This is a genomic window from Chitinophaga sp. H8, assembly GCF_040567655.1.
GTDB classification, from domain to species: Bacteria; Bacteroidota; Bacteroidia; order Chitinophagales; family Chitinophagaceae; genus Chitinophaga; species Chitinophaga defluvii.
The window spans coordinates 3,074,841-3,089,766 of sequence record NZ_JBEXAC010000001.1; the positions used below are offsets into that span (position 1 = coordinate 3,074,841).

Here is a 14,926-nt window from a genome sequence, read left to right on the forward strand (position 1 = left end):
ACTTTCCTTCCTCTATCCTTTTTTTACAATTAATGTTCCCTTAACATTGGCATTACCGGGCTACCTGTACCATTGCATTTTTTGCCTGTCCGGCAGCAGAAGCATATACTACCCGGACAGGTATTTCCGGCAGTTGACGTAATGGTGTTCCCTCCGGAATATCCATACCATAAATCATTTCCAGCGCCTTCCTGATCAGCGGGTCTTTACTGCTCCCTATAGCATACAATGGCAGCGCCGCCAATTCATTTACCGGATATGCCGGTACCAGGCCATGATGATAGGCCCCCTGGTTATTCTTATTAAAGAGTTTGTATACAATAGGATGGATCTCCCAGGGAATCTGCCGGGGGACACGTCCGTCGCGGATCACAAAACTGGCTTCATCTTTACCGGTAGTCGTAGCGCCTATCTGCACTACGGTGATATAAGGCCGGAGGTTATTGATCAGCATTTCAGCGGCAGAAGCAGTACCCCCGGTGGTGAGGATAAAAATGCGCTGCAGGGGCAGCAATCTTTTTTTGAGCAGTGCATAATCATTACCAGCTGTACTGTTGGCTGTTTGCAATACTTCCTTCAAAGTACGTTCCCGGCGCCCCAGTTTTTTATTCCCTTCATATATGGCATACACATCATTTTCTTTGAGCTGCGTGGCGATCATAACTGCCATCATTGCGCTGCGCGGTACACTGCCACCGGGGTTATAACGCAGGTCCAGGATCAGCTCCGTTACCTGCGCACGGCGTAGCTTGTCAAACACCGCCAGCATATCGTCATCATGCATTTCACTAAACTGGTTGTAAAAAAGATACCCCGTAGCAATCCCTCCTGCGGTAAAAGTACTGGTAAGCTGGAAAGGGTTTTCTCCGAAAAGGATATGAGATAATGTTACCTCATTCCCCGGCTGTACGGTATTGTCAACGATGGCCGCCATGGTAACACGCACATTTCCCGAAGTATGCAGCACCGTGTTGGCCTGTTCCATATTCTGCGCAGTAACCCGTGTTCCGTTTACCGCAGTGAAATACATTCCCCGTGTCCAGCCCGCTTCACCGGCTGCACTAAACCTGCTTACAAAAGTAACCACCCCAACATACCCGTCATATCCTGCCACCTGTACCCATGCATAATGAAAACCGTAGTTGGTATAACTATTTCCGTCAGGTATAACATCCTGCTGGTTGGTAATCCATGAAAAGCGGTCGTTCGTGCTCAGTAAACTTTTAAAAAACAATGGTGTAGCCTGCTTAAAATCCGGTGCTGCCGGGATCTCCTCACTCCAATAATAAAAAGCACGCATGCTATCCAGCAACCACTGATTAATGCGGCCCAGCGAATCAGCAGGCGCGGGCTCCGGCAGGGCCTCCTTTCTGGAGCATCCGGTACTACCTATCAATAATGTGAACATAACAGCCAGGAAGCTGTATTGCAGGAGGGCGGGCGGGTGTTTCACAAAAATGAATATTTCCCTAAAGGTTTGTATTACGGCAAATAACAACAAACGCAACAGGTAAATTAATTGTTAATTATTACAGATATGATGCAGGCAAGCGGTTAATTATGAATCTTTGTCAGGAAGAAAACCTCCTGCGTCTAAATTTGAATAAAATTTATGCTCCTCACCCAAAGCTTGCATGCCCGGTTTGAAACAATCTTCTTTTCCACCAAGGACAGGCTTTTCTCTTATATCCGCAAGTTTACCCCCGACCAGGCACAGGCAGAAGATATTTTACAGCAGGCTTACCTGAAGTTATGGGAAAATCTTCCACAGGTACAATCTGATGAAGCCGTACTGCCTTTATTATGTACTTATGCCAAACATCTGCTGATAGATGCCATCCGGAAAGCAGCGCGGCAAAAGAAATACCAGGCAGCTATGCAACAGGCAGCGCCGGTACGCTGCCATGCTGATGAACAACTATATGTAAAAGAATACCAGGCCCTGCTACGGCAGGCAGTAGCAAAACTACCGCCCCAAAACCGGCTGGTATATACCCTTAAAAGAGAACAGGGACTGAGCCTGTCACAAATAGCCGTACACCTGCAGATAAGCACCAGTACAGTAGAAGGACATATGAACAAAGCGCTTAAATTCCTGAAAAAGGAACTGAAAGGGAGTATTACTTTTACACTCTATCTTTCTATCCTGGAACAATTATCCTGATCCTCACTAAAATACATCCCGCTAAATACTATCTTTGGTGCCACAAGTACCAATCTCTATCCAATGACCTTTAAGCTGAATGCATTTTCGCTGGCGCTTCTTTTAGCCGGGCTGGCAACTATCTATATGTCTGCTCTGATATTAAAGCGATTGGGCTGGACAGTAAGGTGGTTTGGTATCCTGATGTTAGCATTAGCCGTATGGGTACTTGGCTACGGAGCAGAGCTGGCCAGCACCACCCTGGAGCAAATGCTTTTCCTCATTAAAGTGGAATATATCGGTATTGCGCTGATTCCGGTCATATGGATGATCTTCATCATAAAGTTTACCGGAAAGGAAAAATGGCTGCATAATAAATTACTCTACCTTCTTTTTACCCCTCCGTTATTTACGATCATCCTGGTGTGGACCAATAAGTGGCACCACTTCCATTATACTGCTACCAAAGTAGATAATAGCGGACCTTTTCCACTACTGGATATTACGCCGGGGCCCTGGTATTACATTTTCACCGGTTACTTTTATATGATGCTGGCGTGGGGCATATACCTGATGCTTATCCGCTTCCGAAAAGCAGATCCCATTTACCAAAAACAGTACAAAACCATTTTACTGAGCGCGTTGGTACCCTGGGGTATTAACGTCATGTACCTGATGGATATAAGACCATTGGGGCATGTTGACCTTACCCCTTACGCATTTATCATTACCGGATTTATCATCAGTATAGGACTACTGCACTTCAAGTTGTTTGATATTATCCCGATAGCACGCGAAAAAGTAATTGAAGTAATGGAGGAAGGGGTGCTGGTACTGGATGCCTTTAAGCGTATCATTTACATGAATGCAGAAATGGAGCATATCAGTGCCAGGCAATCGGCCGTGATCATTGGTGAAAAGATACAGGCCCTGTTTCCCGGCCACCATCCCCTGCAGGAACTGGTAGCACAGCATGTAAACGGAGCTGTGGAAATTACCATTCCCGATGAACCGGAAAACCGCTATTATGAAGTAAAGATCTCTCCCTTTTTTGAAAAGAGCGTCATCTATACCGGAGCCATATTATTGTTCCAGGATATTACCGATCAGAAAACCGCCGGATTAAAACTAAAGCAACAGGCCGAAGAGCTGCTGGCACTCAACCAGGTAAAAGACAAAATCTTTTCTGTTATCTCGCATGATATGCGTACCCCGCTGGGTAACCTGTGGGAAATACTGCGGTTGATGGATGAGGAGATACTTACTGAAGAAGAATTTAAATCCTTTATTCCCCTGCTGCATACCAATATCGGTTACACTTATGACCTGCTGGAAAATTTGCTGCATTGGTCAAAGAGCCAGCTGAAAGGAGATATTATGCGGCAAACAGTTTTTGACCTGCATACCGTAGCAGAAAAGAACAATCTCTTTTTTGAAACCAAAGCACATAAGAAAGGGATTCAGCTGCTCAATGAGATCCCGGAACAAACAAAGGTATTTGCAGATGCTGAGATGATCCACTCCTCCATCCGCAACCTGGTTACCAATGCCATTAAATTCTGTAACAATGGGGATACCATCATTTTATCCGCCACCACGGCCCCGGATTTTACCACGGTTTGTATTCAGGATACCGGCGTTGGTATTCCCCCGGAGAACCTGGATAAATTGATGAACCAGGCCTCTTTTACCACAAGAGGTACAGAAAATGAGCAAGGCACAGGATTAGGCTTTATCCTCTGTAAAGACTTTATTGAAAAAAATGGCGGTAGGATATGGATAGAAAGTGAGGTAGGACAAGGCAGCCGTTTTTATTTTACTTTAAGAACCGCCCCTACCACTATTTATCTGCCCGGAGGGATTGCTAACCACCCGGATAACAACTAAGGGAATCAGTAAGGTTTATACATCCATAACTTTCCTTCTACATCATCCTGGACAAATCCCTGATTATGTATCGCTGCCTGCAGATTGGTTTTGTTCAGCAATGATTCACTTCTGGGATACAGCCAGCGGAAAGGCATTTTATCCCTTACCTGTCCCTTACCTATCTTTATAAACGGAACGCCGGTACGATGGTAATTAAAAAAGGGTTCCCAACCCGACTGATAAAAGCAGGCAATATATTTCTGCATGTTTATCTGCTGAATGCCTGTCGCTTTTTTGTATTGCACCTTTTCCTGCTGCAGGTAATTATCTGCTGAGGGCAGTAACGCATAATATTCAAAATTAGCGCGGACACCTTTAGCATAATACTCCGCCGCGTCCCCGTTAATCCATTCTCTTTCCACTGCTTCTGCCAGCAGGAACATCAATTCCCAGTACCCCAGCATCACATAGGGCTCAATGACCGGCTGGCTGTAATAACGTGCATTTATTTTAGACACATTCCCGGCCGCCACACTGTCTTTTACTTCTGTAAGCGGCATACTGGCCTCTGCACCGCCATAGGCATTAAAATCACCTGGCTGGAGCCCGGCCTGGGCAGCATTAGTGGTAATGTCTGCATACAGAAATAAACGGGGATCCTGCCACTCCTTTAACTGGTTGACAAAGCTGGCACTCATACGGTAGGAGCCTGAAATAAGGCCACTGTTATTATAAAAAGAGCTGCGGTTGCCTATTTCATCGAGATACCGGAATGCTGCATTGTCCTCAATATTCCGCATCAACGGATATTTGACAGGATCATTCACTATATTAGCAAACCGTTGCTTTATCTGTAATGCAGGGTCATTTTCCCTGACCGACAATTGCATCAGTACACGCAGTGCAAAGGTATTGACCAGCCTCCGCCATTTATCCAGATTTCCCCCATAGGTAATATCCCCCTCCACAGCAGTGCCCGATTTGCTCCGCATTAATTCATTTGCTTCTTCCAGCTCCTGCAATATACCTAATACGATATCCTTCTGCCGGTCGTATACCGGCATTAAACGTCCCGGGCCGGCACTACCGTCTTCTCCTTTCAGCGCTTCCCGGTATGGTACATCTCCAAACATCCGGGTAATCCTGAAAAAATAATACGCGCGGAAAAACTTCACGATACCCAGGTATTGTTCTTTATGTTCGTACAGGGCTTCCTGTTGCAGTTTATTTACCAACCGCAAAACCCCATAATCATTATAACTACCAACGTCCCATGCCAGGTTTTCATAGTTTTCCGGCAAATCTGTTCTCACCAGGTAACGCATGGCCACATCTGCCATTCCGCCACTATTGGAAAAAGCATTCCTGCTTATAGCTGGCAATATCCCGGAGGGGCTGATATGAATAGGCTTATTGGGATCCAGTAAATAGTCTGTCGCCTTTTTACATCCACCCGATAAACCAACAACAAGCAATGAAAAGGTCAGCTGCCGCAAACCATACACCAGCCAGGATTTTTTTGCACCCCGCTTTACCGCCCGTTCTCTATGTTGTTTTGCTTTCATTACAGCTTTTACATTTTACTAAAAATTAAATTGTGCATTGATCCCTATGTTTCTCTGTGATGGCTCCTGCAAATAATTGTCAGTTACACCATCCGGATCTACAAAAGGTACTTTGCATAATAACAGCAGGTTGCTTCCCGTAAGTGTAAGTGTCATTCCTTTCAGCCACTTACGGTTATTTTTGGGTGCGGTGAATTTATAGGCCAATGCCAGTTCCCGCAGCTTTAAAAAGGAAGCATCAAAAGTATATTGTTCGTCCACATCCCTGTTATATACCTGCTGATACAGGATCCAGTTTACACCATACTGATTTTCCGTATAGATGCGGGTATCTTTAATTACATTGCCGGCCACATCCCTTACCAGTTCACCACCTACCACGTTCATTCCGGGAGCGAGCCAGGTTTCGCCCCGGTAAGCAGCATCCCGTAACGGCCCTACTGCATCCGGATGCCGGCCACTTTCCCACAGTTTAAAAAAAGTAGTAGAAGCAATCAACCCTCCCATCCGGACATTCAGGTTCCAGGAAAGGGTAAAGCGTTGCCAGGTTACTTTATTACTCCAGCCCAGCTCCCAGTCAGGATTCATATATCCTAATACATGCGGTACCGGGTCTTTCTCCGGCAAACCGTCCTTGCCTATTACCAATGCACCGGAAGAGGTGCGCATCCAGCGGGTGCCCCTTACAATATCCATGCGTTCGCCTATCCTGATACCATTCAGGGTGGTTTCATTACCCGCTGCTATTTCTTCAGCCGTGCGATATACATCTTTGAGGTAGCGGCGGTACATGCTCCAGTTAAAGTTACTTTCCCATTGCCAGTGCTTACCTGCCACCGGTCGGGCCATCCATTCTATTTCCAGCCCTTTGCGCCGGTATTCATTACCATTTACCAGGTAAGTGTCAAAGCCTGATGTGGTAGATACATTAATAGGGATAATATCATTTTTATCCCAGGTATTATAATAGGTCATATTTAAGCCCAGGCGTCCTTTCAGGAACAACAGGTCCATGCCTGTTTCAAAAGCGATGGATTGCATAGGGCGTATATCTGCATTACGCAAATCACCTGAAAAATCATAGATCCCGATACTTCCATAGGGCTCCGCCTTATCGTAAGTACCATACAACTGATAAGGCTGCAGATCATGAAATACATTGGCTAGCGCCGCTCTTAATTTTATAAAACTGATTCCTTCGGGGAAGTTTGCCATAGCCGTAGGTACTATACTAATTCCTACTGACGGATAAAAGTAGGTGTTGTGTTGCAGCGGCAGGGTGCTGGTCCGGTCTATCCTGCCGGAAAGGTTCAGGAACAGGTAGTTGCCATAATCAATATCAGTGGTAGCATAAGCACTGGAAGTCCTTTTTTCGGAGAATATATTATTGGAATAAACGGGGCGGGTAGAATTGGCCAGGTTATAGAGGCCGGGTACATTCAGGCCATCTGTTTCTGCATAAAACTGACGGTATTTAAAATAATACATGTTCACCCCTGCATTAGCACTCATCCCTATTTTTCCCCACCGGCGTGTATATGCCGCCATGAGGTCGGTGGTAGCATCCAGCATATTTTCCTGTGTAAGCTGAAAATTGCCGCGGGTATCATCTGAATAATAAATCAGGCTTTTAGGCGTGTGTAATTCCAGTTGCTTACCAGTAACGGTAAGTCCCTGCCGGAGTTTCAATTGCAGCCCCGGCAGCACATCCAGGTTCAGTGAAACATTGCCGTACGTTTTATCCTGCTCCCAGGATTGTGTATGTTCCTTAGCCATGAACCAGGGATTGTTATACCAGGAGTAATTCCAGTTGCGCTGCTGAATACCTTCCTGTCCGGGCTTCCAGTAGTTTTTCATATCATTGATCCCCACATCTGCGCCCATCCATAAAATTATGGTGTAGATCTGGTTCACGGGACTATATACCCTTCTTGGATAATTAGGAGAAAACTGCCGGTTGTAGTTCATGACTGCATCTACACTCAGTTTGGAACTGAGTTTGTAATTAACAGAGATGGCAGCAAAAGAGTTGTGTAATTGTGTATAAGGTAATTGTCCGCGTTGATATAAATGATCCAGGGAAAAACGCAGCACACTTCTGTCATTTCTGGCAGCCACCATTACCCCCAGGTTTTCCAGCATACCCAGCTGCAGGAAGTTGCTCAGGTTGTTTTTGCCCCTTGATATCCAGGGCAGGGGTACCAGTTCTCCATTCTGATTTACCGGACTATTCCATTGTGGGATTTCCACATATCCACTGGGTGTGGAGGGATCCCGCTGATCAAGTTTTGGCCCCCACACATAATCCCCATCGTTGATTCCTCCTCCTTTCCCGTCTTTGAAAAGGTATTTTCCATTATTGCCGTTGCCATATTCATTTTGTACGGAAGGTATAGCTACCCAGCCTGCCTGGAAGGTACTGCGGTGATGCAGCACTACCTCCAGCTTATCTTCTGCCGCTACAGGGCCTCGGATGGTAGTGATCATCACCGCACCATTACGGCCGTAAGAGCCGTATAGCACACTCGCTGCTGGTCCTTTCAGAATCGTGATATCAGCAATATCGTCCGGATTTACATCATAAAAATCAGTAGATACAGGCACCCCATCTATTACCACCATGGGGCGTTCACCCCGGAGTAAAACATCCGGGTTTTCGAAAAAGCCGGGTTTATAATTGATCCGCAGGCCAGCCACTTTACCAGCCAGCGCATTCACCGGATTGGCCGTGCGTACTGCCTGAAGTTCTTCCCCTTTTACCTGTTTGATTGCGTAGCCGATCTTTTTTGCTTCCTTACGTATGCCCATTGAAGTTACGACTACCTCCTGCAGGCCAGGTTCATTATAGGCCAGTTTGATCTGGAGCGGCATCTTCCCTTTCACCGGTGTTATCATTTGCTGGAAGCCAATGCGGGACACCAGGAGCTGTACATTGTCGGGCACTGTGATACTGAACCGGCCCTGTGCATCTGTCACACATCCCTTTGTCAGTCCCTTTACCCGTATGCTGCTGCCTTCCAATGGCTGGTCATCGGCACTCAGCACTTGTCCGGTGACGGTTATTTCCTGTACATTTTCTGTACTGGCAGTGACCACGACCAAGTTGTTACTGAGGATCCTGTAAACAAAGGCTTTATCCAATATGCGCTCCATACATGCCCCTATATCGGCCTGTTGTACATCCAGGCTCACCAGGGGATGTGCTTTCATCGCACGGGCATCATACAGGAACCGGTAATCCGTCTTTTTTTCGATGAAGTCGAACACTTTTTCTATGTGCACTTCCTGAAAATGCACCTCCAGCCGCTGCGCCATTGCGGAAGCGTTCAAAAATAAAAGGGATAAAAGTATAAAAGCCCGTTTCATAAAGCTGGCATACACAAGCAATCCTGAGAAATTAAAGGGCAGCTTTTGGTTGATCCCCACTGCATCCTACAAAACGTATGGTTGACTATCAGTTGCCGGCCCTATCCGGCCGGTGATTAATTGCTGTTACGGTTTAATAAAGAGTGTATCCCCCCGCTGTGTGTATTGGAAAGGGATAACCATGCTCAATGCTTTCATTGCTTCTGTGACTGTTTCTTTTTCAAAGTTACCGCTAAACAGCTGTTGTTTAAGCGCATCATTCTCGAATACTATTTTTACATTATACCATCTTTCCAGCTGATTGGCCAGCTTTCCAAAAGGCTCCTGACGGAATGCCAGGCGGTTGCGCATCCAGGCTGTTTCCAGCACTTCAGTTGCCCCTTCTTCCCCCAAAGCAGCTACCTGGTATTTTACCGTAGCGGTACTGTCGCCCGTTTTGGATGGATATTCCCATACGGTAAGTTTCTCTTTAGGAGAAAGGGATATTTTCTTTTCACCTTGTCCTTCCAATGATACTACAATTTCACCGGTAATCAAAGTAGCTGCTGCCTGATGGTCGCCGGGATAGGCTTTTACATTGAAAGCCGTACCCAGTACCTGTATATCCATCATATTTGTTTGTACCCGGAATGGGTGTGCCGCATCTGCCGCTACTTCAAAGTAGGCTTCCCCCTCCAGTTTCACCAGCCTGTTACCTTCCGCGAAGCCGTCTGCATAATGCAGCTGGCTATTTACATTTAACCATACCAATGTACCATCCGGTAGCGTGAGGCTGGTGCGGGAAGCATTTTTTGTAGTAACCTGGTTCTGATGCAAAGCAGGGTGAAAAGGGCGTTGCAGGAAATAAACAGCAGCAGCGGTACCTATTACCAGTGTAATCATAGCAGCAGCCCAACGTGCCCGGGAGCTTAAATAACGGATACCTTTTGACCGGGCCGGCGGAACAGGAGTTACTGTTGCCGGAGCAGGAGGATGTACCGCTAGGGTAAGGCCGCCGGTAGCCTTCGCCATCTTTTCTTTTATTGCCCCCTCTTCGGCTTCATTTACCAGCTGGAATACCTTGTCCTGCGCAGGATCTGACACGGGATTATAGTCCCGCTTTACTTCTACAGCAGTCAGCAACTCATATGTAAATGCCATATCCGGATACCGGGCCAGCAGCTGGTCCAGCTCCTTCAACTCCTCCTGGCTTGCCTCACCACCCAGTTTACGGGTCATCAGCAACCAAACACGCTCTGAATGTAATTCACTCATCTTTAAAAATTCCTAAAACAAAATCCGGATCCCTGCATCAATCAGGTGATCCGCTCCCCCAAAGATAACTTAACTGCTTCACCCATGCTCTTTACTGCCTGCATCATTTTTGATTCAACCGTTTTTGCAGGCATATTGAGTAAAAAAGCGATATCCTTATATTTCAGCCCATCTACCCTTACCATGGTATAGATCAGCTTGCATAACCCGGGTAAACCGTCTACTGCCTGTTGTATAATACGGCCTATTTCCGCATTGATAAACAGTTGTTCCGGGTCCGGCATCAGCTGCAAGTGGCTGGTATCCAGCAACTCCATATCTATCACTTCCTGCTTCCGTACAGATTGCAGGTAGTTAACACCTGCTGCTTTCACTTTCAACAGGAAGTATAATTTCGCGTTCAACACCTCTTCTGTAATCGTTGCCCTTTGTTTCCAAAAGTTTACAAAAGTATCCTGGACCAATTCATCCGCCACCCATCTCTCCTTTACCAGGGCAATAGCAAAATCCATCATAGCAGGTTTGATCAATGTATATAACTGACCAAACGCCTGGTGGTCGCTATGATGTACAGCGTTATAAAAAAGCCTTTCAGCAAGATTATCCTGGATCACCATTCGGTAAACAGCTTTTCTGATTTTACAATCTTCCGGAAACCTGGCTGTTTGTTTCCGGAAGCAAAGTACTAATAAAAATCCGGCAAGGTAATAATTCCATCCATCTTCCAGCTATCTTTTACCGGCGCCTTCATCCAGTTCATCAGCAAAATGGTACCGTCAGATGGCAGCGGAAACTTTTTAGGGAAAGTAGTACCGCAAAAACCCGCTTCAATATCTTCCCAGGTGGGCGCTCCAAAAAAGTCAAGGTCTTTGTGTGCAGTCCCCTGATCCCGGATTACTGTACCTGTGCCATCATTACACATCCAGCTGGCAACGAGGTCGTCCAGGTTGGGGTGTGTTTCATCAATAGGACCGCAGGAATATTTACGGATGGTGGCACTATCCAGGCCTGTTTTCCAGAAGCGGACATCTCCCAGCTGCATGGCAGACTTACTTCCTGAGCACCAGGAAGTGCTGTATTGGCCGGTAATATCTTCTCCGATAGAAATGGTTTTTGCTTTCCCTGAATTTAAAGGCCCTTTATGGGTATCGGAGGTAAGATAGAACTTGCCATCCTGGTAAAGCGACACTTTACTGTTCGCATTATCCATTACTACCGCGATATGATGCCATTGGTTATCGCTCAATGGCGGTACCGACGGATTAAGGTCTTTTCTGCTTCCTGCACCATTACCGGTTTGCCATCTCCAGCCCTGGCTTCCTGGTTGCAGGCAAATCAGCCAACCTGGGTTACCACCACTATCCCAGTCCTTGTTGGAAGCGATCGCTTCATCACAAAGGATACGGTTGGTGCGTATTTTAAGCTCTATGGTAAACTGGGAATACTGATCCGGATTAAAAACAGGGTCACCGCTATTAGCCCCGGAGTTGTAGTTATCGAAACGGGCAAAGACCGTATTCAAAGATGATTTGGCCAGCTGGCGGGCATTAAAATTCTTGTTGTAAGAGATGTAAAAAGTATTTCTTTCTTCTTCCGTAGTTCCTCCTACCTCGGTACCATTGCCACCGTGATCACTCACGATCAGGATTACCCAATCCTCTTTGTATTTTATTTCCCGCTCCCGGATAGCCGCGTAAATGCTGCCAATATATTCATCCACCCTGGTAATTGCCTGCATGTATTTTGAAGAAGCATCCCCAAATCCAAAATCCAATCCGGCTTTATTTACGCTGCTGAAGTTACAGAATACCATATCCGGTGTGCCATTTTTCAGGAAATTGACCACACTGTCTTTGATGGCAACATCATTGCCCGGTAAGTTGACATTCCTGGTAGCACCTGCTAGTAAGTATTGGGAAAATAAGGGATTCCAGGTAGTATAACCTGCAATATTGATATTACTGTTGGCCGCCTTCAGGTAATCAAATATCAATGGATATTCTGCCAGGTTATTACCACTGAAGGTATTGTCTTTTACCTGATGTTTTTCTACCCGCACGCCGGTAAACAAAGAAGTATACGCAGTGGCACTGGTAGTAGGTGTATCCACCAGTACATCATAACTATATACCGCATGTTTGGTAAAAGCATGCATATTAGGCGCATCCGCTTTTTTTACGGCATCTCCCACAGCGCCATCCACCCCTATCACCATTATTTTACGCTGGGCCAGCTGAAAGTTCAGTGAATCACTGCTGGTACCATATTCCTTTAATGCAGGTATGTCCCGGGAGCAGGAAAACAATCCTGTTAGCAGTACTCCTGCCATTGCAACCTGTCCTATTATTTTAGATACGTTATTACGCATATGGAGATCTCTTTAATTTTAATTCAACAAAACAGCGCTTAGTATTTGAGGCGGATAATCCCTCCGCAGGGGATCCGGTCAAATTTGGTGAACCCACCTGCTGCGAAAAAGCTGTTGCCAACAGGAAAAAATCCAATGATGGAACCATTTGTACCACTAACGGTATTAAGTTGTTCATGCAGGCTTCCATTACTTTTCAGGAATACCAGGCCTTTGCGGTTCAATCCGTTAAAACGGCTATAGGAACCACTTACCGCCAACACACCATTAGCAAGCTCTGTAATATTGCTTACTACACTTTCCGGACCTGTGCCATCAATTTTAAACCCTGCATCCACTTTACCCGTGCCATCCACTGCTGCGATACGAGGAGCAGCAGTACCATTGAAGTTGCTGAAAAAACCACCCAATATAAACTTACCGGATGTAGTGGCACAAATAGTAGCAATTGTGCCATCTGCGCCGGCACCAACATTAAAAGAACCATCCACGGTACCATCCGGCAAAAGCCTTACGATCCTGTTGGCCCCTGTTCCGTTAAATTTAGTGAACTCTCCTACGAGGATGATCTTGCCATCTGCCTGAACATGCATATCAAATATTGGCCCGTTGGCACCTTCTTTTCCTTTCTTTTGTCCGGGCAGGTAATTGAAAGAAGAATCGATATTACCATCCGGCAGTAACCTGACGATAGTAGGGATCCTGATAGAATCTGTGACAACAGTATCCTGCAGGGTACTGGAAGGACGGTCATAAATATTGCGCAGGTAATACCTGAAAGTACCTGCTACGATGATCTTGTCATCCGGCAGTATCTTGATTTTTGCGACACCACCATCTACCCCGCCTGCAAAAGCAGGTAATATGGTATCCCTATTGGTATAGGTTTGTATACGTAAGGTATCGAGGCTCCCATTTTCATTCAGGCGGGTAATACGGTTTACCGGAGAATTTCTTTTTTCTGTTCCAATCCTGGCATAGGAAGTAACATCGCCTGCTATGATCAACTTGCCCCTGTTGGTTCCCTGTTGCTGCTGCCTGATACTGTAAATAGCACCTGTAGCTCCGCGGCCACTGCGGAAAGATCTGTCGCGGTTACCATCAGGCTCTACACATACGATATTATTAATCCCATCTTTGGAAAAGGAGTTACCATAGTCAGAAAAGGAACCGGTAAAAATAAATTTCCCGTCAGACAGCTGCAACACATCACCTATCACACCATTGGAGCCTATTTTGGCATTAAAGCTGCTTTCCTGCTGCAGCAGACCCTGGATCTGATAATCAGGTCCCAGCAGTACTTCCCCGTTTACCACCAGTGATATAATACCTGTACTTGCCCAGGCAGGTACTTTTACCTTGATCGCCACATCAGTGAGGTTCAGGATCTCTGCTTTCTCCCCGTTAAATTTTACGGTCAGGGAATCTTTATATTTCAGAAAACCACTACCGGATAAGGTCACCTCTCCACCCAGCGGAGCGCCTTCCTCAGGCGTCACCAGTTCTTTGCTGAAGGTGATCCCCAAAGGCACCTTATCCGATTCGTACGGATTCTTAGGTTTGAAATCATCTTTTGTGCAACCTGGCATAAACAGAAAGCCAGCAGCGGCAAATAGTGGAATATATATTCGTTTCATAATTCAATCAGGTCAGTCAGGTTCGTAAATCTTAATTTAAATAGAGTTCGGCCGTTTCGATAAAATCTTTCGTATCAAAACCAAAAAAGTGCCCATCCATTAATACATGCACTACCCCATTATCCGTTTGCAGATCAGAAGAAGCTACATCAGAGAGCACGCGGCCTCTGGTTGGCTCTGCCAGGTCATATATATAGGTAAGCCGCAAAGTTCTTGGCCCTACTGCATCTACGCCACCATAACTGCTGTAAATAAGTCCGATATTCATCACAAAGCCATCCAGCGTTTCAAAAAACTGTCCCGGAAATGCTTCCAGTTTCAGTTCATCCCGGCGGGCAAAATCACGTGCCATGTATTTACCACGAATGATATACCGGCTCAGGAATTTGCGCCATACCACCGCCGGTATGTTACTCATCTGCGCACTATCTTTCCCGATGGTAAACCGGTAATCATTCAGCATATCCATCGCCTGTTTTATAGCGCGGTCTGTAGGAACAAAAAAAGTAACCTGGTCTTTAGTGAGTACTTCTTCCAGTCCTGATTTATTAACAACATAAGCAATGGTGTCGAACAACAGGGGATTCGTTCCCAGATATTGTACACTATTACCGGCAAAAACACCCTTGTGGGTACCGGTATCCCTGAAATACTCTTTTTTGCAGGAAGCAAAAACCAGTATGATACAACTGCAAAGTATAAACGACATATTACGGTACATACT

The 14,926-nt window shown here is 45.9% G+C and carries 10 protein-coding genes; 2 read left to right on the plus strand and 8 right to left on the minus strand.

Features of this window, described 5'->3' with window-relative positions; genetic code table 11:
- Nucleotides 1–52: 52 nt before the first annotated feature.
- Nucleotides 53–1,453: a S41 family peptidase gene (locus ABR189_RS11670; protein WP_354660670.1), complete on the minus strand. Its 1,401-nt coding sequence runs from the start codon at nt 1,451–1,453 to the stop codon at nt 53–55.
- A gap of 159 nt (nt 1,454–1,612) precedes the next feature.
- Between ABR189_RS11670 and ABR189_RS11675 the strand changes: the two genes are divergently transcribed.
- Complete coding sequence (locus tag ABR189_RS11675) at nt 1,613–2,164, plus strand: RNA polymerase sigma-70 factor (RefSeq protein WP_354660671.1); 552 nt, start codon at nt 1,613–1,615, stop codon at nt 2,162–2,164.
- Between the two features lie 63 nt (nt 2,165–2,227).
- The gene (locus ABR189_RS11680) at nt 2,228–4,030 is read left to right on the plus strand and encodes a sensor histidine kinase (protein ID WP_354660672.1); all 1,803 of its coding nucleotides are present in this window, start codon (nt 2,228–2,230) and stop codon (nt 4,028–4,030) included.
- Between the two features lie 5 nt (nt 4,031–4,035).
- Here ABR189_RS11680 and ABR189_RS11685 read toward each other — a convergent pair whose 3' ends face one another.
- The 7 genes from ABR189_RS11685 to ABR189_RS11715 form a co-directional block, all read right to left on the minus strand.
- Nucleotides 4,036–5,577 (minus strand): SusD/RagB family nutrient-binding outer membrane lipoprotein, encoded by a 1,542-nt coding sequence (locus ABR189_RS11685; protein ID WP_354660673.1) that lies wholly within the window; start codon nt 5,575–5,577, stop codon nt 4,036–4,038.
- An 18-nt stretch (nt 5,578–5,595) separates the two neighbouring features.
- Nucleotides 5,596–8,907, minus strand: coding sequence for a SusC/RagA family TonB-linked outer membrane protein (locus tag ABR189_RS11690; RefSeq protein ID WP_354660674.1), 3,312 nt, complete (start codon nt 8,905–8,907; stop codon nt 5,596–5,598).
- 162 nt (nt 8,908–9,069) lie between these two features.
- Nucleotides 9,070–10,197 (minus strand): FecR family protein, encoded by a 1,128-nt coding sequence (locus ABR189_RS11695; RefSeq protein WP_354660675.1) that lies wholly within the window; start codon nt 10,195–10,197, stop codon nt 9,070–9,072.
- A 41-nt stretch (nt 10,198–10,238) separates the two neighbouring features.
- Nucleotides 10,239–10,814 carry a sigma-70 family RNA polymerase sigma factor gene (locus tag ABR189_RS11700; protein WP_354660676.1) on the minus strand — a complete coding sequence of 192 codons (576 nt, stop codon included), beginning with the start codon at nt 10,812–10,814 and terminating at the stop codon, nt 10,239–10,241.
- Between the two features lie 68 nt (nt 10,815–10,882).
- Entirely contained in the window at nt 10,883–12,565 is a 1,683-nt protein-coding gene (locus ABR189_RS11705; RefSeq protein WP_354660677.1) for an alkaline phosphatase family protein, read from the minus strand.
- Nucleotides 12,566–12,603: 38 nt separating this feature from the next.
- Nucleotides 12,604–14,202, minus strand: coding sequence for an IPT/TIG domain-containing protein (locus ABR189_RS11710; protein WP_354660678.1), 1,599 nt, complete (start codon nt 14,200–14,202; stop codon nt 12,604–12,606).
- Between the two features lie 31 nt (nt 14,203–14,233).
- Nucleotides 14,234–14,923, minus strand: coding sequence for a fasciclin domain-containing protein (locus ABR189_RS11715; protein WP_354660679.1), 690 nt, complete (start codon nt 14,921–14,923; stop codon nt 14,234–14,236).
- Nucleotides 14,924–14,926 lie beyond the last annotated feature (3 nt).